This is a genomic window from Neorhizobium tomejilense (genome assembly GCF_964254135.1).
GTDB classification, from domain to species: domain Bacteria; phylum Pseudomonadota; class Alphaproteobacteria; order Rhizobiales; family Rhizobiaceae; genus Neorhizobium; species Neorhizobium tomejilense.
The window spans coordinates 1,802,065-1,824,376 of record NZ_CAXUSO020000002.1; the positions used below are offsets into that span (position 1 = coordinate 1,802,065).

22 protein-coding genes are annotated in these 22,312 nt (G+C 62.0%); 9 read left to right on the forward strand and 13 right to left on the reverse strand.

Annotated elements, in window-relative coordinates; all coding sequences use genetic code 11:
- The first annotated feature begins 84 nt into the window (after window positions 1-84).
- Window positions 85-1,116 carry a LacI family DNA-binding transcriptional regulator gene (locus ACSQ3G_RS31295; protein WP_436113247.1) on the forward strand — a complete coding sequence of 344 codons (1,032 nt, stop codon included), beginning with the start codon at window positions 85-87 and terminating at the stop codon, window positions 1,114-1,116.
- A gap of 164 nt (window positions 1,117-1,280) precedes the next feature.
- On the opposite strand, the gene ACSQ3G_RS31300 is transcribed toward ACSQ3G_RS31295, so the two are convergent.
- From ACSQ3G_RS31300 to ACSQ3G_RS31320, 5 genes are read right to left on the reverse strand one after another with little or no spacing between them, the layout of a single operon-like run.
- Window positions 1,281-2,207, reverse strand: coding sequence for a dihydrodipicolinate synthase family protein (locus tag ACSQ3G_RS31300; protein WP_436113109.1), 927 nt, complete (start codon window positions 2,205-2,207; stop codon window positions 1,281-1,283).
- Between the two features lie 10 nt (window positions 2,208-2,217).
- Window positions 2,218-3,099, reverse strand: coding sequence for an SMP-30/gluconolactonase/LRE family protein (locus tag ACSQ3G_RS31305; protein ID WP_436113110.1), 882 nt, complete (start codon window positions 3,097-3,099; stop codon window positions 2,218-2,220).
- Window positions 3,096-3,926, reverse strand: coding sequence for an NAD-dependent epimerase/dehydratase family protein (locus ACSQ3G_RS31310; protein WP_436113111.1), 831 nt, complete (start codon window positions 3,924-3,926; stop codon window positions 3,096-3,098). Before ACSQ3G_RS31310 ends, ACSQ3G_RS31305 begins: the two co-directional genes overlap by 4 nt.
- Before the next feature lie 45 nt (window positions 3,927-3,971).
- On the reverse strand, window positions 3,972-4,691 hold the full coding sequence (locus ACSQ3G_RS31315) for a FadR/GntR family transcriptional regulator (protein ID WP_046665536.1): 720 nt from the start codon (window positions 4,689-4,691) through the stop codon (window positions 3,972-3,974).
- Entirely contained in the window at window positions 4,691-4,969 is a 279-nt protein-coding gene (locus ACSQ3G_RS31320) for an RraA family protein (protein WP_436113112.1), read from the reverse strand. Before ACSQ3G_RS31320 ends, ACSQ3G_RS31315 begins: the two co-directional genes overlap by 1 nt.
- A gap of 195 nt (window positions 4,970-5,164) precedes the next feature.
- On the opposite strand from ACSQ3G_RS31320, the gene ACSQ3G_RS31325 reads away from it, so the two are divergent.
- The 7 genes from ACSQ3G_RS31325 (at window position 5,165) to ACSQ3G_RS31355 (ending at window position 14,449) form a co-directional block, all read left to right on the forward strand.
- A complete protein-coding gene (locus ACSQ3G_RS31325) occupies window positions 5,165-7,114 on the forward strand; it encodes an ABC transporter substrate-binding protein (protein WP_436113113.1) in 1,950 nt (649 codons plus the stop codon).
- Between the two features lie 141 nt (window positions 7,115-7,255).
- Window positions 7,256-8,242 carry an ABC transporter permease gene (locus ACSQ3G_RS31330; RefSeq protein WP_037085996.1) on the forward strand — a complete coding sequence of 329 codons (987 nt, stop codon included), beginning with the start codon at window positions 7,256-7,258 and terminating at the stop codon, window positions 8,240-8,242.
- 9 nt (window positions 8,243-8,251) lie between these two features.
- A complete protein-coding gene (locus tag ACSQ3G_RS31335) occupies window positions 8,252-9,373 on the forward strand; it encodes an ABC transporter permease (protein ID WP_436113114.1) in 1,122 nt (373 codons plus the stop codon).
- A gap of 7 nt (window positions 9,374-9,380) precedes the next feature.
- The gene (locus tag ACSQ3G_RS31340; protein ID WP_436113115.1) at window positions 9,381-11,141 is read left to right on the forward strand and encodes an ABC transporter ATP-binding protein; all 1,761 of its coding nucleotides are present in this window, start codon (window positions 9,381-9,383) and stop codon (window positions 11,139-11,141) included.
- Entirely contained in the window at window positions 11,138-12,370 is a 1,233-nt protein-coding gene (locus ACSQ3G_RS31345) for a mandelate racemase/muconate lactonizing enzyme family protein (RefSeq protein WP_436113116.1), read from the forward strand. Before ACSQ3G_RS31340 ends, ACSQ3G_RS31345 begins: the two co-directional genes overlap by 4 nt.
- Window positions 12,371-12,381: 11 nt before the next feature.
- Window positions 12,382-13,569, forward strand: coding sequence for a galactarate dehydratase (locus tag ACSQ3G_RS31350; protein ID WP_037086004.1), 1,188 nt, complete (start codon window positions 12,382-12,384; stop codon window positions 13,567-13,569).
- Window positions 13,556-14,449: an aldose epimerase family protein gene (locus ACSQ3G_RS31355; RefSeq protein ID WP_436113117.1), complete on the forward strand. Its 894-nt coding sequence runs from the start codon at window positions 13,556-13,558 to the stop codon at window positions 14,447-14,449. Before ACSQ3G_RS31350 ends, ACSQ3G_RS31355 begins: the two co-directional genes overlap by 14 nt.
- 27 nt (window positions 14,450-14,476) lie before the next feature.
- Here ACSQ3G_RS31355 and ACSQ3G_RS31360 read toward each other — a convergent pair whose 3' ends face one another.
- Window positions 14,477-15,055 carry a GntR family transcriptional regulator gene (locus ACSQ3G_RS31360; protein ID WP_436113118.1) on the reverse strand — a complete coding sequence of 193 codons (579 nt, stop codon included), beginning with the start codon at window positions 15,053-15,055 and terminating at the stop codon, window positions 14,477-14,479.
- Between ACSQ3G_RS31360 and ACSQ3G_RS31365 the strand changes: the two genes are divergently transcribed.
- The gene (locus ACSQ3G_RS31365) at window positions 14,999-15,514 is read left to right on the forward strand and encodes a ferritin-like domain-containing protein (protein WP_436113119.1); all 516 of its coding nucleotides are present in this window, start codon (window positions 14,999-15,001) and stop codon (window positions 15,512-15,514) included. The genes ACSQ3G_RS31360 and ACSQ3G_RS31365 overlap by 57 nt on opposite strands.
- Window positions 15,515-15,641: 127 nt before the next feature.
- Here ACSQ3G_RS31365 and ACSQ3G_RS31370 read toward each other — a convergent pair whose 3' ends face one another.
- The 7 genes from ACSQ3G_RS31370 to ACSQ3G_RS31400 form a co-directional block, all read right to left on the reverse strand.
- Window positions 15,642-16,637 carry a Gfo/Idh/MocA family protein gene (locus ACSQ3G_RS31370; RefSeq protein WP_436113120.1) on the reverse strand — a complete coding sequence of 332 codons (996 nt, stop codon included), beginning with the start codon at window positions 16,635-16,637 and terminating at the stop codon, window positions 15,642-15,644.
- Window positions 16,634-17,515 (reverse strand): sugar phosphate isomerase/epimerase family protein, encoded by an 882-nt coding sequence (locus ACSQ3G_RS31375; RefSeq protein WP_436113121.1) that lies wholly within the window; start codon window positions 17,513-17,515, stop codon window positions 16,634-16,636. Before ACSQ3G_RS31375 ends, ACSQ3G_RS31370 begins: the two co-directional genes overlap by 4 nt.
- A gap of 55 nt (window positions 17,516-17,570) precedes the next feature.
- Window positions 17,571-18,401 (reverse strand): carbohydrate ABC transporter permease, encoded by an 831-nt coding sequence (locus ACSQ3G_RS31380; protein ID WP_105401751.1) that lies wholly within the window; start codon window positions 18,399-18,401, stop codon window positions 17,571-17,573.
- On the reverse strand, window positions 18,398-19,321 hold the full coding sequence (locus ACSQ3G_RS31385; protein WP_436113122.1) for a carbohydrate ABC transporter permease: 924 nt from the start codon (window positions 19,319-19,321) through the stop codon (window positions 18,398-18,400). The genes ACSQ3G_RS31380 and ACSQ3G_RS31385 overlap by 4 nt, the downstream gene beginning before the upstream one ends.
- A gap of 66 nt (window positions 19,322-19,387) precedes the next feature.
- Window positions 19,388-20,587, reverse strand: a complete 1,200-nt coding sequence (locus tag ACSQ3G_RS31390) for an ABC transporter substrate-binding protein (protein WP_046665517.1) — start codon at window positions 20,585-20,587, stop codon at window positions 19,388-19,390.
- Window positions 20,588-20,613: 26 nt separating this feature from the next.
- Window positions 20,614-21,597 (reverse strand): alpha/beta hydrolase, encoded by a 984-nt coding sequence (locus ACSQ3G_RS31395; protein WP_436113123.1) that lies wholly within the window; start codon window positions 21,595-21,597, stop codon window positions 20,614-20,616.
- Window positions 21,594-22,271 (reverse strand): GntR family transcriptional regulator, encoded by a 678-nt coding sequence (locus ACSQ3G_RS31400; protein ID WP_046665516.1) that lies wholly within the window; start codon window positions 22,269-22,271, stop codon window positions 21,594-21,596. Before ACSQ3G_RS31400 ends, ACSQ3G_RS31395 begins: the two co-directional genes overlap by 4 nt.
- Window positions 22,272-22,312: the final 41 nt, after the last annotated feature.

Sequence of the window (22,312 nt, forward strand, 5' to 3'; positions counted from 1 at the left end):
TTCCGATTTTACTGGAGTCAAGATTTTTTTTGTTGCATGGTTGGCGCGTTGATCACGAGAACGCCGCAGATGGAAAAAAGCGAAATGGATTCAAAGCCCGAAGAAGCGAGCCGCCAGACACGAGTGACCATCCTTGATGTCGCTTCGGCAGCTGGCGTTTCGAAATCGACGGTATCGCGCATCCTCGATGAACGACTTCCCCGATCCGACAACGAGACCTCGCGCCGCGTCCGGAAAATCGCAGAAGACATGGGTTATGTCCGAGACGTCTCCGCGGCGAGCCTCCGACGCGGCAACACGATGACTGTCGGCGTGATCGTGCCCCGGCTGACCGATACCGTCATGGCAATGCTTTATGAAGCCCTGGCAAAGGCATGCAGCAAAAGTGGCCGCTTCGCGATTGTCGCAACGACGGATGACAAGCCCAGGGCCGACAGACTTGCTGCCGAGTCTCTTCTGAAACGAGGCGTCGACGGCTTGATCCTTTCGACTGCACGCGAGGATGACGATTTTCCCGACGAGCTGGGGGCCCGGGGTGTACCTTTTGTCCTGGCGTTGCGTACCGATGGACGGAGCCTGTCTTCGGTCGGCGACGACAGGCTGGGCGGCTATCTGGCGACGCGCCACCTCCTGGATCTCGGTCATCGTCGTATCGGAGTAATTGCCGGTCCTTCATATGCTTCCAGCTCGCGCGGGCGCGTCGAAGGCTACAGGCAGGCACTGGAAGAGGCCGCGATCTCGGTCCGCCCGGATTGCATTGTGCCGTCGACCTTCGGGATCGACGCCGGAGCGGATGCGGCCCTGCAGCTCATGCGCCTCGAAGAGCGTCCGACGGCGATCTTTGCCGTGAACGACAACACCGCGATCGGTGCTCTTTCCGGCCTGTCACGCCTCGGAATATCCGTACCCAATGATGTTTCAGTCGTCGGATACAACGATATCCCGATCGTCAGTCATCTTCCGACACCGCTCACGACACTGCGCGTCCCCTTCGAGCAGATTGCGTCAAACGCTTTGGATCTGCTCACGATTGGCGCCACTTCGGCTGACGATCGAATCCGTATTTCGGCTCCGACCCTCATACCCAGAAAATCGTCCGCCAGGCCCAGTTCTTGAAGGGCGTTGGACTATTTCCCTGCTGATCGCTTCGACCCGGACCAGCCTTGATATTTACCGCCAACTGACCTCGATTGGCGCGCTTGCAAGCGAGGAATTTGCGGCGGGCGACACCCCTGATTCGGCCCGGAGTTTGGCGCGAGGCTCGGCCGAGGTCGCCGGCTTCAATTGCCGGATGCTCGGCTCATCAGGGATCGCCATTGGCCGAGCGTTTCGGTCAATTTTATCCGGTCGTCCGGAGCGAGCCGCGGCAGGCCGGGAACCCGCACTTCGCCGACCGAAACGCCAAGCTCTATTTCCACGGCTTCCTTGACGACCGTAACGTTTGCGCCATTGCGGTATTGCGTGCGCATCCGCTCGAAGGGCTCGATGATGTCGATCATCCGGCGAGCCTCTTGATAATCTCCAGCCTCAAGTGCGGCATGAATCGCCAGCGAAATTTGGGGCGCGACGTTGACGAGACCGGAGGTGAACCCGCGGGCGCCGGCAGCGGTGAAGGCTGGCGCCCAGCTTTCCGCCAGACCGCAAACGAACAGCGCGTTGCCCGCAGCGGATGCCGCGACGGCCCGAGACAGAAGCAGGATGTCGGTCGTCGCGAACTTGATGCCGGCGATGTTCGGATGAGCCGCGAGCCGCAGCATGTCGTCAAGGCTGAAACCATCCGCCCTGACATAAGCGACCATCGGCAGCAGAGACGCATCGGCGAGATTGCGGAAATAATCGATCTGGGCGGCGGGCGCTGCGAAAGGATCGACCGGCTGATGCGACATGACGGCGGACGCACCGATCGTCTTCGCTGTCCTTGCCATGGCAATCGCCTCTCGCAACGAGCGCCCTACGGCAGCCGTCACCGGCGCCTTGCCGTCGACGCCCGCCACTGCCGCTTCGGTGACGACCGTGATTTCCGCTGGAGTGAGCGCATAAAATTCACCAGTGTTGCCGGCCGCGACGATATTGTGGATGCCGGCTTTCGCCACCCGCGCATAAATCGCACGGGTGACACCGATATCGACCTCGCCATCCGCTCCGTAGGCGGTAATCGGTACGCCGGAAATCCCGGTCAGGATTTCGCGGAATGTCAGGATATCCATAAGCTTTTCCTCAGATTGCGAAGCGATGAACAGGCGTGCCGCAAGCCCCCGGCTCGAAAGCGTAGATCGTGCCGTCTTCGAAAGTACCGTTGTTGTCGGTGGAGAGCGTGGTCACGTAAAGAGTAGCGAGATCGGGTCCGCCGAAGCAGGGCATGCTCGGCCCCTTGGCGGGCATCAGATAGGCCTCGACAACCGTTCCATCCGGCGAGATGCGGTTGAGCCGTCCCCCCTGCTGGCCGGCGATCCAATAGAATCCGTCGGCATCCACGGCGGCACCGTCCGGCCGTCCTTCCTCCGGGGTGAAGTCATGCAGGCGGCGAGGAGGCCCTGTGACGCCGTGCGCCGAATCGAAATCGAAGATCTGCGCGTAGAGCCCACTGCTGTCGGAATGGTACATCGCCCGCCCATCCGGGCTCCAGGCGATACCGTTGGAGGTCATCAGGTCGCCATCGATCACTGTGTCGAACGACCCGTCCGGCTTCACCCGGTAAAGGCGGCCATTGCCCGTCTGCGGTATCGCCTCGTCGCGGGTACCGACCCAGAAGCAGCCGTCCGGCCCGGCCTTTCCGTCGTTGAGCCGACTGTCCGGCCGACCGCCGTCCGGGTCGCAGAGCAGTTTCATCGTACCGGTTTGGGGGTTCAGCAGGTATACGCCGCTTTCCAGCGCCACCGCGACCTCGCCATTTTCACAAAGAGCCAGGCAGCCGATCTTCGCCGGCATTTCGAACCGATCAACGGCGCCGCCGGCCCGCAGGCAGATTGCCGCGGGTGCGAGGATGTCGACGAACCAGAGATCGCCGGTGCGCGCGTCCCATGTGGGGGACTCTCCGACCTTAAGGGGAAAGTCGATGACGCGGCGAACCTTCGGTGTGATGATCTTTGTTTCGCTCATCGCACAGCCTCCGTGAATACGATCAGTCCGTTCTCGTCCCGGAGCCGGATTGTCCCGTCGTGCTGAGGATCGCAGAAACCTCCGCCCTGGAAGAATGCGGCAAGCGGGCTTTCATCCACCGGCTCGAGGCGCAGATGATCGCGCGAGAAATCCTGTGGCCGGTAGCCGAGCCGCTCGGCAAGTTCATCCTTCCACCAACCGGCATCGTTGCGCGACATGCCGTAGACGACCGCGGCAGCGATGTCGGGATGGGTGAGGCCGATCTTCACAAGCTGGAACAGGTCGCGCGGGCTGATCCAGATCGCCGCCGCCCGTTCGCTGTTCGGATAGGGACCGGCATTGCCGATGCGGATCGATAGCGTGCGGATATCCGCCTTGTCGTAATAAAACCCGGCGACCATCTCGCCCCAGCATTTCGACAGGCCGTAGCGGGTGTCGGGCCGCGGCACGTCGAGGGGCGTGATCGTCTGCGAACGGGGATAGAAGCCGGTCGCGTGGTTGCTGGACGCGAAGACGACGCGGTTCGTGCCGTTGGCGCGGGCGGCATCGTACAGATTGTACGTGCCAAGAATATTGCTCTGCAGCATGTCGCCGATATCGGCCTCGCGGGGAAGCCCGCCGAGGTGAATGACGCCGTCCATGCCTTCGAGTGCGGCACGCATGGCGCTTGCATCCGCGAGGTCGCCCTCGAAGAAGCTTTCGTTCGACGCGAGTTCTTTCGCCGGCCTGATGTCGATCAGCCTGATGTGTTCCACCTCGGGGCGCAGAAATCCCCGAAGCTGCGTGGCGATGTTGCCCGCGCCACCTGTTATCGCAATCCGTTTCAACACCCCTCCTCGCGATGCCTCGCATCGCATGAAATCGAAGGCCTCCTAGCCTCCCACGCCCTGGAACATGCGGGCGCGCGCATTCAGTATATGGTTCTTCATGGCGTCATGGGCCGCCGTTTCCCGCCGTGCCAGGATCGCCTCCACGATCGCCTGATGCTCGTCCTGCACGTGCCGCACATGCAGCGGCGTCCGCTTCAGGCTGAGGCTGCGGGTCACCGACATGCCGATCGAAAAATGTGGTCGGAACCAATCACGGACGGTGACGTGGAACTGGTTGCCGGTCGCCGCGGCGATGGCGTCGTGCAGGTACTGGTCCTCTTCCGCACCGAGTTCGCCGATTTCCAGACAGTGTTCGAGGGCAGCGAGCGCCGAAAGGATACGGATCCTGTCATTGGCCTGCCAGTTGCGGGCTGCCAGTTCTGCCGCTTCCGCCTCAAGTCCGGCGCGGAATTCGAAGAAGCGTTGGACGTCGGCAAGCGATCCGACCGGAACCTGCCTCAGCACCGACGAGTCCGGCCGCTGCCGCACATAGGAGCCGGATCCCTTGCGAGACACGATCAACTCATCCCTGCGAAGCCGCTCCAGGGCTTCGCGCACCACAGGCCGCGATGCACCGAACATGACTGCAAGGTTCGGCTCGGAGGGAAGGCGTTCGTTGATGGGAAAACGGCCGTCGGCGATCATGCCTACGATCTTCTCGTAGATGATATCGCTGAAACGAGGCTCCGCCTTCGCGGCCGCTATCACGCCCGATTGGTTCATCAACGTCCCTTTTCACGTCTCCATTCGCGAAACGCCTGCTCGGCTTCGGCTTCCGGCGGATAAAGCCCGAAAATACCCTCGCCCGCCCCCACGCGTTCTTCGACGAAATCCTCGAAAACCGTCTGCTCGAAGGCTCCGACGAGGCGCGGAGCGCCCTTGTTGATCTTGTGCATGTTGCGAATGAAGACGTTTCGCAGGCCGTGCTTCAGAAGCACCGAGGTCAGCGTGGCTGTCGAGACGCTCTTCAATTTTTGGCGCGAGTCTTCGCTGAAAGTCATGCGTCTCCTCCCTGTCGACATGGCTCTTTTTCACCAGCAGTATTTAACCTGTAAAAATCTGTCAATACTTGTAATCATCTGAAAACCTGCTTATGGTCGTTTTAGCCGATGGGATGGAGGTCCTCGGCGGTCGTGGCGGCAGGGAACCTGCCATCGATCGCCTTTCAGGTCGGCGGTTCATTTGGGAGGAAATTAATGCGCGACGACGAAAATATGTCTTCCGGCGTTACCCGCCGGACGTTCCTTGCAGGCGTTGGCGGGGCCGTTGCCCTGTCAGTTGCGGGCGGCAGCGCCAGCGCGGCTGCGACCAAGGAGGCGCCGCAGCTTGCGGCCCTCGTCAAGGACGGCAAGCTTCCGCCGCTTGCCGAACGTCTTCCGAAGAACCCGATGGTCGTGAAGCCGTGGGAAAAGATAGGCACCTACGGCGGCACGCTGCGGCGCGGCCTTCGCGGTTCGTCTGACCATAACGGTATCCTGCGCATGGTCGGCAATCAGGGCCTGGTGCGCTGGAACATGGACTTCACCCAGGTTCTGCCGAATCTCGCGGAGCGCTGGGAAGTCAATGCGGATGCCTCGCAGTTCACCTTCTACCTCTTGAAGGGCGCGAAGTGGTCGGATGGCCATCCGTTCACGGCCGACGACGTGGTGTTCGCCATCGAGGATGTCGTCAAGAACAAGGAACTCTACAGCTCGACGCCGGCGCAGATTTCCGTGGCCGGCAAGCCGGTCGTGGTCGAAAAGATCGACGACTACACCGTCAAGTTCACCTTCGCCGCAGCCAACGCGCTTTATCTGGAAAACCTTGCGACCCCGCTCGGCCAGCATCCGACGCTGTTCGCCAAGCACTACTGCAGCAAGTTCCTGCCGAAATACAACCCGAACCTCGATGCGGACGTGAAAGCGGCCGGTTCATCGAGCTGGCCGGACCTCTTCCGCGCCAAGTGCGGCGACATCGAAATTCCGCAGCGCTGGGGCAATGCCGAGAAGCCGGTGCTCGATCCCTGGATGATCAAGGAGGCCTATTCCGGCGGCGCCACCCGGGTGCTGATGGTTCGCAATCCTTACTTCTGGCAGGTCGATACCGAGGGCAACCAGCTGCCCTATGTCGACGAGCTGAATTTCGGCATCTCGCAGGACGTCGAGTCGCTGATGCTCAACGTCATCTCCGGCAAAATTGACATTCAGGAGCGCCATATCAATTCGCTCGCGAACAAGCCGACGCTGTCGCAGAACATGAAGAAGGGCGATTACCGCCTGCTGTCGCTCGTACCGTCCGCCGCGCAGCAGTGCTCGCTCTACCTCAACATGACCCACAAGGATCCGGTGCTGCGGAAGATCTTTGCAGACAAGTCGTTCCGCCAGGCCCTTTCGATGGGCATCAACCGCCAGGAAATCATCGACATCGTCTATTTCGGGCAGAGCGAGGGCTACCAGACCGGCCCGCGCCCCGGCCACCCGTGGTATCACGAGAAGCTGGCACGGCAGTTCACCGAATTTGCGACGGACAAGGCCAATGCCATGCTCGACAAGGCTGGCCTCGACAAGAAGAATGCCAATGGCATCCGTCTGCGGCCTGACGGCGAGCCGCTCTTCTTCGCGGTCGACGTCATCCCGACGCTCTATCCCGACCTCGTCGACGTGCTGGAACTGGTGAAGTCGCATTGGGTGAAGATCGGTATCAGCATGAAGGTCAACACCATCGAACGCGCCCTCTATTATACGAGAGGCGACGACAACGCCCATGATGCGCAGGTCTGGCCAGGTCCCGGCGGCCTCGACCCGATGCTCGATCCGCGCGACTTCTTCGCCTTCCATCCGCAGGGATCGCGTTACGCCATTCCGTGGACGCTCTGGTACACGTCCAACGGCGCCAAGGGCGAAGAGCCCCCGGAAAGCCAGAAGAAGCGCTTCAAGCTCTATGACGAAGCTCGTTCCACGGCCGATGTCGACAAGCGCGGCGCGATCATGAAGCAGGTCTTCGATATCGCTGCGGAAGAATTCGAAGTCATGGGGATCTGCCTCGCTGTGGGTGGCTTCGGCGTGATCCGCAACAACCTGCGCAATGTTCCGGAAAAACAGCCGGACAGCTGGTCCTGGCCGAACCCCGGCCCTGCCCTGCCGCAGCAGTTCACGTTCACGAGCTGAGTGGGCACGAGCTGAATTACTCCAACTGTGCCGCCGCCCGACCGGCGGCGGCACCCTTCCGGTCCCATTGCATCACCTGCCCGAACGACGGTCGAAGGCTTTCGTATTGGCATGCCGTGCAATCCGAATTGCGAGCTTTGCATGCTGAAATTTATCATCAAACGTCTGCTATGGATGATCCCGTCGCTGTTTGCGGTCAGCTTCCTCGCCTTCGTTCTGATCCAGCTTCCGCCGGGCGACTTCGTCACTACCTATATCGCGACGCTTGCCTCTTCCAACGAAGTGGTCGATCAGAACACCGCAGCCGCACTCCGCGAGCGGTTCGGCCTCGACCAGTCCATGCTGGTGCAATATCTGAAATGGATCTGGGGAATTCTTTCCCGCGGTGATTTCGGCATCTCGTTCGAATGGCAGCAACCGGTCTCCGGCCTTATCTGGGAACGCATGGCGCTGACCCTGGTCCTCGCGCTCGCAAGCCTGATCGCCACCTGGGCGATCGCGCTGCCGATCGGCGTCTACTCGGCGGTCAAGAAATATTCGATCGGTGACTATGCATTCACGGCCTTCACGTTCTTCGGCCTGTCGATCCCGTCTTTCCTGTTGGCGCTGGTGCTGATGTATATCGCCGCCGTCGAGTTCGGCGCGGATGTGGGCGGCCTTTTCTCACCGGAATACGAGACGGCGCCTTGGAGCATTGCCAAGACGCTCGACCTTCTGTCGCGTCTGTGGCTGCCGGTGGCGATCCTCGCGGTATCCTCGACTGCGAGCCTGATCCGCGTCATGCGCGCCAACATGCTGGACGAGCTGCCCAAACCTTACGTCACGACCGCTCGTGCCAAGGGGCTCTCGGAGTTCCGGCTGCTGATCAAATACCCGCTGCGCATCGCGCTCAACCCATTCATCTCGACGATCGCCTGGCTTCTGCCCAACCTGATCTCCGGCTCGGTCGTGGTGGCGATCGTGCTCAACCTGCCGACAGCGGCGCCCCTGCTTCTCCAGGCGCTGATGGCGCAGGACATGTATCTCGCAGGCGCCTTCGTGCTCCTGATCTGCGCTCTCACGCTGATCGGCTCGCTGATCAGCGACATCCTGCTTGCGCTGGTCGATCCGCGCATCCGGCTCGAATAGGAGGCCCGAATGGTCGATGCAACCATCCTTAACGATCGCCCCGATCGCGTCGCCGTCGCGGCGCAATGGCAGCTGATCTGGTGGGCCTTCAAGCGGCACAAGCTCGCCATGGCCGCCCTTGTCGTCACCGTCGCGATGTACATTGTCGCGATCTTCCCCGGCTTTTTCGCGATCAACGACCCGATCCTGCAGAACGCCCGTTCAACCTTCCATCCGCCGCAGAGCATTCATTTCCTCGATACGGCCAACGGGTTCAGTTTTGGCCCGTATTATTACGGGATGAAGCTGACGCGCGATCCGAACACGCTTGCCGCCCTCTTCGTCGAGGATACCAATACGAAGATTCCCATCCAGTTCTTCGGGCGTGGCTACACCTATTCAGTGCTTGGCCTGTTCGAGACCGACATCCACCTGATCGCCACCACCGACGACAGCAAGCCGCTCTACCTCTTCGGCGCCGATCGTCTCGGACGCGACGTCTACAGCCGCACGGTGCAGGGTGCACAGATCTCGCTGTCGATCGGCCTGGTCGGCGTGTTCCTGTCGCTGCTGCTCGGCATCGTGCTCGGTGGCATTTCCGGGTACTACGGCGGCCGGATCGACTTCGTCATGCAGCGCGTCATCGACTTCGTGCTGTCGCTGCCGACCATTCCGATCTGGCTGGCGCTCGCCGCAGCCCTGCCGCAGGGGTGGCCGGCGGCACTGCAATACATGATGATCACCGTCATCCTGTCGTTCACCGGCTGGGCGCAACTTGCCCGCGTCGTGCGCGGCCGCTTCCTGTCGCTGCGAACCGAGGAATTCGTCGCCGCCGCTCGTCTCGACGGCGTCTCGGAGGGCCGGATCATCTTCCGTCACATGCTGCCAAGCTTCTCGAGCCATATCATCGCCTCGATGACCTTGGCCGTGCCGGCGATGATCCTGGCGGAAACATCGCTCTCTTTCCTCGGCCTCGGCCTGCAGCCGCCGACAGTCTCCTGGGGCGTTCTTCTGCGCGAGGCGCAGAACATCCGCTCCATCGCCACCGCGCCATGGCTGTTCATGCCGGGGCTCGCGGTCGTCATCGCCGTCATGGCACTCAACCTTTTCGGCGACGGTCTGCGTGATGCGGCCGACCCGTACAACAAGTGAGGCGCGGATGACCGATATCCTATCCATCACGCCCCGTCCTTCGATGGCAGCGGGCAAGACGCTGCTCGACGTGAAGAACCTGGTGACGGAGTTTCCGCTTCGCACCGGCATCTTCAAGGCGGTCAACGACATTTCGTTTTCGATCGAGCCCGGCAAGACCCTTTGCGTGGTCGGCGAAAGCGGCTCCGGCAAATCCGTCACCGCCCGCTCGATCCTGCAGATCATCGACTCGCCCGGTCGCATCGCCTCCGGTTCGATCATCCTCAATCGCCAGGACGGCACGTCGGTCGACCTGGCGAGGCTTGATCCGCGCAGCAAGGCGATCCGCGCCGTCCGCGGCCGCGACATCGCGATGATCTTCCAGGAGCCGATGTCGTCGCTTTCGCCGGTGCACACCGTCGGCGACCAGATTACCGAAGTGCTGCGGCTGCATTTGAACATGAGCAAGGCGCAGGCCCGCAAGGAAGCCGCCGAACTGCTGCGGCAGGTGGAGATCCCCAATCCGGAACAGGCGCTCGACCGCTACGCCTTCCAGTATTCCGGCGGCATGCGCCAGCGCGCCATGATCGCCATGGCGCTTGCGTGCAAACCGCAGCTGCTGATCGCCGACGAGCCGACCACCGCGCTCGACGTGACGACCCAGGCGGAAATCCTCGACTTGATCAAGCGCCTGCAGCAGACGACCGGAATGGCCGTGCTGTTCATCACCCATGACATGGGCGTGGTGGCACAGATTGCCGACGACGTGCTGGTCATGCATCACGGCGTCATCAAGGAATACGGGCCGGTCGACCAGATTTTCCATACTCCGAAGGATCCCTATACGAAGATGCTTATCGGCTCCGTGCTGAAGCTGGAGCAGAAGGCGGAAATCCGCCTCGCCCGACCGCCGCTCGACACGAGTGCCGAACCGATCCTCGACATCCGCAACCTCTCCATGCATTTCGGGGAGATGAAGGCGCTGAACGATGTGTCGATCGCTCTCCTGCCCGGCGAGACGCTCGGCATCGTGGGCGAAAGCGGTTCCGGCAAGACGACGCTGGGCCGCTCGATCATGCGGCTCTACGATCCGGCATCCGGCGAAATGCACTACCGGCGCGCCGATGGCAGGGTGGTCGATCTCGCCAAGCTCGAGGGAAAAGAACTGAAAGCCGCCCGTCGCGAGCTGCGCATGGTCTTCCAGGACCCGTTCGGCTCGCTCAACCCGCGCATGACGGTCGCGCAGGTGATCGGCGAGCCGCTGCTGGTCAACGGCCTGTCGAAGGGCAAGGAACTCGACGAGCGGGTCTGCCACCTGATGGATCAGGTCGGCCTCGATCCGGCAGGGCGGGAACGCTACCCGCACGCCTTTTCCGGCGGTCAGCGCCAGCGCATCGGCATCGCGCGGGCGATCACGCTCAATCCGCGCATCATCGTGGCGGACGAGGCAACCTCGGCGCTCGACGTCTCGGTGCGCTTCCAGGTGCTGGATCTCCTGATGCGGCTGCAGGACGAGCTCAAGCTCGCCTACATCTTCATCAGCCACGATATCGGCGTCATTCGCTACATGTGCGACCGCGTCGGCGTCATGTATCGCGGCCGGCTTGTCGAAGTCGGCGGAGCGGACAAGGTCTGCAACAATCCCGATCACCCCTACACGCAGGCATTGATTTCGGCCATTCCCCGGCCGGATCCCCGCGATCGCGATCGCTCCAAGCGGTTCCGGTACATCGAGCCAAGCCCCCACATCGATCCCAGCAACGTCAAGAATAGAAGTTCTGTGCGATGAAGATCACAGGAATCCGCACCTTTCTCATGCATGTGGGCCAGCCGCACCGTTCAAAATGGGCGTCCGACGACGCGTCTGCTTCTTCCGGTCCGGGATCGTCCGAACGAGGTTATTTCGGCGGCACCCGCAACTGGCTGTTCCTGAAGATCGATACCGACGAGGGGATTACCGGCATCGGCGAATGCTCCGGCTGGCCGCGCGTCATCGAGACGGCGATCAAGGATCTCGCGCCGCTCCTGATCGGCGAGGACCCGACGCATATCGAAAAGCTGTGGCAGAAGATGATGATCGCCATGATGGGCCACGGCATGCTCGGCACGGTCGGTGGCGGTGCCATGACCGGCATCGACATGGCGCTCTGGGACATCAAGGGCAAGGCGCTCGGCGTGCCCGTCTGGAACCTGCTCGGCGGCAAGGTTCGCGACCATATTCCGATCTATTCGCATGCCAATACCGTGGAACAGGCGCTTGCCGTGAAGAGCCGCGGCATCAAGGCGATCAAATGCGGCGGCGTTTCCGATCCAGTCCGAAAGGTCGCCACGTTGCGCGAAGCGGTCGGCGACGAGATGGATATCGCCATCGACCTTCACGGTGCGCCATGGATGACGCCCGCCGATGCCTGCCGGCTGGTGCGCAAGCTCGAGCCTTATGAGCTGATGTGGGTGGAAGACCCGATCGCGCCGGAGAACGTAGACGGCTACCGCCGCATCCGCGATGCAGCGCATGTGCCACTTGCCGCCGGCGAACGCAGCGCCACGATTTTCGGTGAGCGCGAGCTGATCGAGAAGGAACTGGTCGACATCATCCAGCCGGATACCGGACGCGCCGGCGGCATTACCCAGATGAAGAAGATTGCCGCCATGGCGGAGGCGCACCACATCCAGTTCGCGCCGCATTCCGGCTCGCTCGGGCCGGTCGCCGAATATGCCGCTCTGCATTTGATGGCCGCGATCCCGAATGCGTTGATCCTGGAACGCCTCGACGACGACTGGGAGGGGCGCAAGAGCGTGATCGTGCCGCATCCGGTCCAGGAAAACGGCTTGATCGTAGTGCCGGACGCGCCGGGACTGGGTTGCGATATCGACGAGGAATTCGTTGCCCGCTACCCGAGCCAGGGCAATCTTTCCGTACAGGTTCAGCCGGATAGCGGCGCCTATGCGCCGGGCACCTGGGGCGAGCATCTCTATGTGCAGACGCGTGTGTCGCGTCGGCAGTATTTCGGCAAGTAAGGACACAGAAGATGAAGATCGACCGGATGCGGGTTTTCATGACCCGCGACAAGGACCGCCCGCGCGTCATCGTCGCGCTCGATACCGACGACGGCCTGACCGGCTGGGGCGAATGCTACAACCACGGGCCGGACAAGGCGCTGCCACCGCTTCTCGACTATCTTTACGGCTTTGTTGCCGGTCAGGACCCGACGCGGGTAGACTACCTCGTCAATCTGATGATCCAGCAGAGCCGGTTTCCTCCCGGCGCCATGGGGCTTGCGGCGATCGCCGGCCTCGACCATTGCCTCTGGGACCTGGCTGCGAAAGCTGCGGGCCTGCCCGTCTACAAGCTTCTCGGCGGCGAGGTGCGCGACAAGATCAAGGTTTATGCCGGCGTCTACACCGCGCCGGACGCACCGGCGGCGCGCGACGAATTCGACCGGCTGAACGAAGGCTGGGGGTTCACCGCGTTCAAGCTCAGCCCCTGGCGGATCGATATGCATACCAACCGCTGGGGCAACGTCGTGAAGGCCTCCGCCGATTATTTTCGCCAGCTCCGCGAGACGGTTCGCGACGACTACGAGATCGCCTTCGACGCGCATGCCAAAATCTACGAGCCCGCCGCCGCCCGGCAGCTTGGCAACGCACTCGCACCTTACGACCCGCTGTTCTACGAGGAGCCGCTCCGGCCGGAAAACATCGAGGCATGGGGCGAACTCAAGCAGGGGCTCGAATGCACGCTGGCAACGGGCGAAAGCCTCTACAGCCGCTACGAATTCCTGCGTCTGCTGCAGGTGAAGGGTGCGGATCTGATCCAGCCGGACATCTGTGTCGTCGGCGGGCTTTCGGAAATGCGCCGCATCGCGACGCTTGCCGAGGCGTTTTATGTCGGCGTGGCCCCGCACAACCCGATGGGACCTCTGGCAACCGCGGTCAACGTGCATTTCTCCGCCGCCCAGCAGAATTTCAAGATCCTCGAATACCGCCTGCCGACGGGTCAGGCCTACGTCTATGGCGGGACCGAAGTCGAGACCCGGGAAGCGTCGGCACGCTACGTCGCCGATCCCTACCTGCCGAAGGACGGTTATCTCGAGCTTCGCCCGGACCGTCCCGGCTGGGGTGTCGAGATGGACGAAAAGGCGATGCAGGAGGACGGCTATGTCCATTGGCAGCGTCGCGTGCCGAAGCGGCCGGACGGGTCCTATGCCTTCGCCTGACATGACGGAGAAGGATTGGCCAAGCATTCGAAGCGGGCCGCTTGAGGCTCGCTTCCTGCCTGAAAACGGCGGCCGGATGACCCATCTCGTCCATGACCGGCTGGGTGATATCCTGGTGCCGACCGCCGGTCCGGAGTTCGAGCCGCTGAACTGGCCGAAGGCCGGCGCCTACCCGCTGTTTCCCTATCACAACAAGCTCGTCGGTGCGGCTTTCATGCATGACGGCAAGCGCCATGAAGTTCTACCGCACCCGGCGCTTCGGACCGATGCCCAGCATGGCCCGGCCCATCGCCGCGCCTGGCAGGTGGCCTCGCTCGGCACCGATCGGATCGAACTGGTGCTGGACTACCGGGCCGATCCGGACTGGCCCTTCGATTTCCGCGCTGTACAGCGCTTCGTGCTCGGCAACGACCGGCTCGATATCGAGCTTTCAATGGCCAATACAGGACAGGCCTCCATGCCGGGCGGATTGGGCTGGCATCCGTATTTTGCGGCTGATCTCGGCAGGCCGGCATCCTGCGATGCCGGCAAGATTTGGCCGCCAGGTAACGCGGGCGTTCCAGACGGAACCCGATCTGAAGCGCGCAGTGCGGAAATCCTGCTGAACGAGGCCCATACCCTTTTTCTTTCGGACTGGCAGCGGGCCACGGTTGTCACCAACGGAGGCATCGAGGCCACGTTGACGGCTGGGCCGGAACTGAAACACCTCGTCGCTCATCGCACCGCGAACTATGTCTGCCTCGAACCCGTATCGCACGTTGCCGGCGCCTTTGGTTTTCCTCCTGGCAGTGATTCCGGACTTTTCGTGCTGCGAGCGGGGGAACAGCGCTCGGCAAGCTTTGCCTTTTCTTTCAGGGTCTTCGAAAACCCAGCGCAATAGTCGCGACAGGTTTTTATGGTACAAAATTCAGTTTTTCGTCTTCGAGGTCCCGCGGGCGCCGGTCAGATGCTTGCGCATGAGAGCCGCCGCGACTTCGTTATCGCCCGCCTCGAGCCGCTCGAGTATTTCCAGATGCTCTCGACAGGTAACGGCTACGCGATCAGCGCCACGCTGCCAGTTGTAGTTGGATAGACGACGAAGCTGGTTCTGGCGGTTCATCGCTTCCTCGATATAGCGGTTTCCAGACGCTGCGCTGATGCCGAGGTGGAATTCCGCGTTCATTTCGAACAGGGTGCCGCTGGATGCGTCGGTCCAGGCCGCACTCAGCATTGCCTCGTGCCGTGATCGCATCGACCTGATCCAATCGGCGGAAAGCGAAAAATCCGGCGACAGGATGGCTGCGCATTCGATGAGCAGCCGAAAATCATAGCTTTCTTCCCGAGCACGCCCCCGGAGCTGGATCCCCGGATACTCTCCGGGCCTGAGCGGCCTGGAACTATCGCTCCTTCTCTCAGTTAGTGGGTCCCACACAACCAAAGAGGAAATGCGATGGCAGATACATCCGAAACCCGCTCCATCTTCGTGACCGGCCTCAAGAACGCGCACGCCATGGAAAACCAGGCCCTGTCGATCATGAAGCCGCAGGTCTCGCGGATCGAAAACTATCCGGAAGTGGCGGCGCGGCTCGAGCAGCATATCCGTGAAACGGACGGTCAGATCGCCAGGATCGAAGACGTTCTCAAGAGTCTTTCGGAAGATCATTCCAGCTTGAAGGACATGGCATTGTCCTTTACTGGCAGCATTGCGGCGATGGGACACAGCGTTGCCGGCGACGAAATCATCAAGAACTCGCTCGCCAATTTCGCTTTCGAGAATTACGAGATCGCCGCCTACAAGTCGCTCATCACCATCGCCGAACATGGCGGCTTTCCGGGACTGGCGCCGGCGCTGAAAAGCAATCTCGAGGAAGAGATCGCCATGGCCAAGTGGCTGGACGACAATCTCAAGAGCGTGACGATGAAATTCGCCTCACTCAAGGAAGCGGGCGAAAGTGCCAAGATTTGACCAACGCCGTTCCGTTACCGGTCGATCCTGCGGGCACCCCCGCAGGATGGACTTTGCGGCCCGACTGCCGGTATCCATGAAGTAGCGGAAACATGCCTGACGACGGCAGACAGGGGCCGGATCCCCCTCAAAGCGCGAGCTCGCGTCGAACCGTTTCCAGACGCTCCATGGCAATCACGCCATCGGCGATCGTCGGCGCGGGAGTCGTCGCTCCCCCGAGCGCGGGAACCACATCGGCCAGCAACGAATGGTAACCCTTCGGATCCTCGTTGGCTGCGGCGGTGAAGTTCGGCTTCCACGTCAGCGTGTCGCAGTCTTCCTTCAGCGTTGCGCCCAGGTCGTTGATCTTGAAGGGTGGATTGCGATGCCAGCGGATTTCGATCACGTCCTCCACCTCGATACGCTGGTGGTCGCCCATCAGTTCGATCCGCTCGACCGGCGTGCCGCGTGACTGGATCGTACCCATGGCAATGTTGCCGATCGCTCCGCATTCGAACTCGAAGGCGACATGGAACAGCAGCCGGCCCGGCGCTTTCTCCGCCTTGCGCGTCGAGATCGAACGAACGGGTGACACCAGAAAGGACGCCAGGTCCATGTAATGCACGCAGTGATGCAGGAAAAAGCCGGTATAATCGACATTGCCGGCGAAATAGCCCGGTGCCGTCATGTAATAACCGGTCAAGCCGAACACCTCCCCGAAGCGGCCGGACTTGACGATATTCGCCGCCATGCGGTTGCCGATCGAATAGCGCTTCATGAAGCCGAGCAGCAGCGGCTTGTTCGCCTTTTCCGAAGCGGCCAGAAGTTCCCGCGCGCCGGCGGCGGAACCCGATGGCGGCTTTTCCATGAAGACAGGCAAGCCTCGTTCGAGCGCCGCCTTGCCGAAGGCGAGGTGCTGATCCGGGCCGACGGCCATCCCGACCGCATCGATGCCGCGGGTCGAAAGCAGGGTCTGCGCGTCCGTCGTCAGGTTGGCGACGCCAAATTGCCGGCCGGCGTCCTTCAGGCGTTTGCCATCGATATCGCACAGCGCGACGATCTCGACGTCATGGCGCACGAGTTGGGGAAGCAGCATCTGAGTTGCGTGAACGCCGCAACCGATCCAACCGATTTTCAAAGTCATCGACGATATTCCGTAAGCAGGAGATGGGATTTCATGAATGCGCTCGAGGCCGCGAGGCGATCGCTCTCATCCTCGTGCGGCGGACGCCATTGGGCGAACGGCACGCCGAAGCGGTCGTCGTTGCGCCGGAACGGCTCCAGCGAAACCGGCCCCTTGTAGCCGATCTCGTGCAGCGCCCGGCAGACATCGACCCAATCGGTGGAACCCGTGCCTGGGAAGCCGCGGTGGTTTTCGTTGGCCTGGAAATGCACCAGCCGGTCACCGGCAAGCCGGATGGCCTCGGCGATTGAGCTTTCCTCCATGTGCATGTGGAAGGTGTCGAGCATCAGCTTGACGGCTGGATGATCGACGGCATCCAGCAGTTCCATCGCCTGCTGCGTGGTGCAAAGAACGTCGCTTTCGAAGCGGTTGAGCGGCTCGACGGCCAGCAAAACACCCATTTTGGCAGCGTGGTCTCCGGCTTCCTTCAGGCCTTTGACGCAACGCTCCTTGCGGGCCAGCCGTTCGGCCTCGTCGACCGGCTGCGGGGCACGACCGGCGAATACGAGCGGATTGCCCGTCAGCGGCCCACCGACGATCTTCGAACCGAGGCCTGCCGCGCAATCGGCCGTATATTTCAGGTATTCGACACCGGCGCGATGGGCTTCGACATCGGCCGACGCAAGATTGCGCTGCAGGTTGACGCGAGCGGCGAGCACGACGCCGAGACCGGCATCGTCGAGCGCTTTCTTCGTTTCCCGGATGTCGAGTTCGCCGGCTTCCGGGACCAGAAGCTCCACGAAGTCAAAACCGTGCTGACGCATCTTTGCAAACAGCGGAAAATGCTCGGCCGCGAAGGGCCTTGCATACTGCATGGAAATCAACCCGATGGGGTTCATTGTTACATCCTCTTTTACATTCCGTTTCGTCGGCTACGCCGACCATTCCTTGGCCTCATCCCTTGACCGCGCCCTGGGTCAGCCCGCCGATCAGGCGCCGCTGCACGAGAAGGAAAAGGATGGTCGCGGGCATTGCGCCGACCACTGCGCCTGCCGCCAGCAGTCCCCATTCGATCTGGTATTCGCCGATCAGCGTCTGGATCGCGACCGTGACCGGGCGCACGTTCCGCCCGCCGAGCGTCAGCGCGTAGAGATATTCGTTCCAGGCGGTGATGAAGATGTAGATGCCGGTCGAGATGATGCCCGGCATGGTCAGCGGCAGGACTATCCTGCGCAGCGCCGTCAGGCGCGAGCATCCGTCGGTCATGGCCGCTTCGTCGAGGCTCTTCGGAATGGCGCCGATATAGCTCGTCAGCATCCACACCGCGAATGGGATCGCCACCGTCGCATTGGCGAGGATCAGACCGAAATGGGTGTCGAGGATGTTGAAACGGCGCATCAGCACGAAGAGCGGCAGGATGAGCAGCACGATCGGGAACATGTTGATCAGAAGGAACTGCAGCATCAGCAGCTTGCGGCCCGGAAACCGGAAGCGCGAAAAGGCATAGGCCGCCGTGACCGAGACGATCAGCCCGACGACAACCGTGCCGGCGGCGATGATCAGGCTGTCCAGCATGTTCTTGAGGAAGGATGTCTGCTCGATGAGCCGCACGTAGTTGTCGAGGCTCCAGCCGAGCGGCGAAAGCGACACGCCCGTGGCATTCAACACCGCGGTCGGCGTCAGCGATGTCAGGATCATCCAGGCGAAGGGCGCCATGGCGAAGAGGACGATCAGCAGGACCGGAAGGTCGGTGGTGATGATCCGGCGAAGTGCACTTTGTTTCATCGTTCCACCTCGCGCATCGTGCGGGAGAGATAGAGAACCACGAAGGCGCCGAGCAGGATCGTGAAGGTGACGGCGATCGCGGTGCCGTAGCCGAAATCGAGGTTCTGGCGCGCCTTGATGAAGGCATAAAGCGGCAGGGTGTGCGTGGCATAACCGGGGCCGCCGCCGGTCATGACGAAGATGACGTCCATGGAATTGGCGACCCAGATCACCCGCAGCAAACCGGCGGTCGCGAGCACCGGCGCGATGCCCGGCAGCGTGATATGGACGAACTGCCGCCAGGTGGAAGCGCCATCGATCGACGCCGCTTCATATTGGCTGCGCGGAATGCCCTGAAGGCCGGCAAGGATCATCACCGCGAAGAAGGGAAAGCCCTGCCAGGTCAGGGTGGCGATGATCGCATAGATCGCCACGTTGGGATCGGCGAGCCACGGAACTGCGGACTGGATGATCGACAGGTAGATGAGGATATCATTGAGCACGCCCGTGTTCGGGTCATAGATCCAGCGCCACATCAGCGCGATCACAACGCTCGGGAGCGCCCAGGGAATGATGATGAGCGCCCGTGCCAACCCACGCCAGGGAAACTCGCGATTGAGGAGCAGGGCCGCGACAAGCCCGAGCCCCATCTGCAATGGCACGGTCAATCCGATCCAGATGACGGTGTTCCACAACGCCGTCCAGAAGACCGGATCGTTGAACAGCTTGATGTAGTTGCCGAAGCCCACGAACTTGCTGGCATTGGGGCGAAACAGGATCAAGTCATAGAAGCTCGTGAAGACGGCCTGCACCATCGGCATGAAGACGATGACGACGGTCACCACGACAGCCGGTGCAAGCAGCCAGTACGGCAGAAGCCGCTCAGAATGCCATTGGAACAGCGTGCGGCGCTCCACGGTAGAATGGTTCGATCGGGACATGCGGATCCAGCCTCGAGGCGGGGAAAGAGGCCCCGACACAGGACGTGCCGGGACCGGAGGCGACTTTTACTGGGCAAACAGCGTCTGCAACTGTTCCATCATCTGCTTGGGCGTGATCTGGCCGGTCAACGCCCGCTGCATGTTGGTCTGCCAGGCCGTGTTGACGAATTCCGAGACCGCGGAGTTCTGCGGCAGCACCCTGGCGAACGGCAGGGATTGGACGGTCGCTTCGACGAAACGGCGCTCATGGAGCTTCCAGTCGGCAGAGCCGCTCTTCGTGACGGTCAGCTGGCCCGTCGCGCCGTTGAAGGCGACGTTGTTCTGGCCCTCGGCCAGGAAGGAGATCCACTTCCAGGCAGCGTCCTTGACCGAGGACGAGGAGAAGATCGCAAGCGACTCATCGCCGTAAGACGTCCATTGACCATTGCCGCATTTCGGAACCGGCACGGCGGACACCTTGTCGCCGAGAGCCGCAACGAGATCCTTGGACGAACCGATATGGTGGATGGTCATGGCCGTCTTGCCGGATTTGAACGCGGCGACGATCTCCTGGAAACCGTCATTCGGCGCGGACGGCGGAATGACCTTGTCCTTCTGAAAGAGGTCGACCAGCCATTGGTTGGCGGCGATCGCCTCGGGCTTGGTCAGGCCACCCGGCTTCAGCTCGGCGCCCTGGGAGAGCACGAAAGCGCCCCATTGGTCCCAGCCACCCTTGCCGCCGCGCAAGCCGAAGCCGTAGGTCTGCGGCGCATTGGTGAGCTTGATCGCCGCATTGCGGAAATCTTCGCAGGTCTTGGGCGGCTGCAGACCGGCCGCCTGGAAGAGATCGGTCCGGTAATAGAGATAAAGGACCACGTACTGGATAGGCAGGTAATACTGCTTTCCATCCGGACCCTTGTTCAGGTCGAGCAGGTTGTCCAGCAGGTCGGCCTTGCCCTTCCACGCGTCCAGCTGCTTGCCGATCGGCTCCAGCGCTCCCATTTCCGCAAGCCGGGGCTGGGCGAAGAGCTTCACCATCGCCGCATCCGGCGCATTGCCGCCAACCAGCGCAGTGTAAAGATTGTCGTAGTAGCTGTTCCACGGCACGTTCTCGGCTTCGATCTTGATGCCGGGATTGGCTGTCTCGAACTTCTTGACCAGGTCCGACATCGGGTTTGCCGGGTTGTCGAAATGGTACCAGAAGCGGACGGTTTCCGCTTTCGCCTGACCGAATGCGGCCGAAGCCGCAAGAGCGGCGCTAAGCGCGAGTGTCTTCAGAAATTTCATAGTCTCCTCCTCTTGATCCGTTCACGTCATCGACGTTGTGTCAGTCGCCTTGCTGCACTGCCTGCGGCCGCCAACGCCTCCCGCGCGGCCGAAAGTTCATTGGTGTTCTGCAGGAAACCGTGGATGACGCCCGGCACGACGTGCAGCTCGTCGTCCCGGCCGAGAGCCCTGAGACGCTGGCTCAGGCTCACGGTGTCGGAAAGCAGCGGGTCCACCGCCGCCGCCATCAGATAAAGCGGCGGCAGCGCCACCAAGGCCGCATCGGACGCCGCAAGGGGGCAGGCAAGCGGATCATCCTCGACTGCGCGCTGACCGGCATAGAACGACCAGTAGCGCTGCATCTTGCCGCGCGTAAGTGCCGGGCCTTCGGCGAAACGGACATAAGATGCCGTTTCGAAAGAGCGCGCATAAGTGCCGTAAAAGAGCAGCGCGGCATCCGGCAGCCGTCGGCCCTCGGCCTGTTCATGCAGTATCGCTGCCAGAGCAATGTTGGCTCCCGCCGAGTCGCCGGAGATGACCAGGGGACCAGGGCGGACGCCTTCGCCGGCGGTCGCCTCGAAAAGACCTCGGAGCGTCGCAACGACATCCATGAGCCCGGCCGGATAGGGCGCTTCCGGGGCCAGCCGGTAATCGGGCATCACGACCGGCATGCCGCTTTCCAGCGCAAGAACCCGCGCGCAACGCTCATGGGTTTCCGGCGAGCAGAAGGCGAAGCCGCCGCCATGCACGAACAGAATGGCGCCATCCGCGGCATCCGGCGGCACGAACACCTTGAGGCGACAGTGGGCCGAACCAAGGCGCGCATCTTCCGCTACCCAAACCTCCCCGACGTTTGCCATGGCTGGCAGATTGACATTCCATCGCACATTGGCGGCAAGCGTCTGTACACGACCTTCCGCCGGCGGAAGGGTCGTCGGATCCGGCAGAGGTCCGAGATCCGCCGCAACCCGCTGCGTCAGCGCCAGCATTTCGTCCGAAAGCGTGTCCGACAGTTGAGAGAGGTCGTTCACTGTGTCGCCTCCGGGAAAACTTCAGGCCCGAGATCGACGATGGTCGCGATATGATGACGCATGGCGGCGGTCGCCCGCCCGGCATCACCGCTTTCGATCGCGTCGATGATGCTGCGATGCCGCAATGCCGTCGCCTCGAGATCCCGCGCCATCGGGCTGCGGGAAATCTTGAACCGGTGATTATGCACGAGGCAACGGTGAAGGATGGGATCAAGCGCCGGCAGGTTGGCATCCTCGAAGATGCGCCGATGGAAATCGCGGTCGAAGGCCGCAAGCTCCAACTCGTCACCCGCCGCAGCCGCAAGCAGCATCTTGTCGAGCAGGCTCTCGAGTTCCTTGACCAGCGTGCGGCTGCGAGCGCGCATGACGCGCGCCATGCCGTTGCCCTCTATCTGCTGACGCAGCCGGAACATCTCGATTGCCTCGTCTTCCGTGCACTCGGAAACCTGCGTCCCACGATGCCCGCGACGACGGACCAGCCCTTCCTCCTGAAGTTGCAGGAGCGCTTCCCGGACGGTGCCCTGGCTGCACTGGAAGTGGGCCGCCAGTTCCAATTCCGTAAGGCCGGTCCCCGGCGCCAGCGTCCCGAGCATGATGTCGCGCTTCAACGCATTGAAGGCGGCGCCCGCCTTGGGCGATCTGACCGATGTCGATCTAGCGGAAAAATAGGCCATCTCACTCATCCAGCCGGTTGCACATTTCCAAAGTTATCATT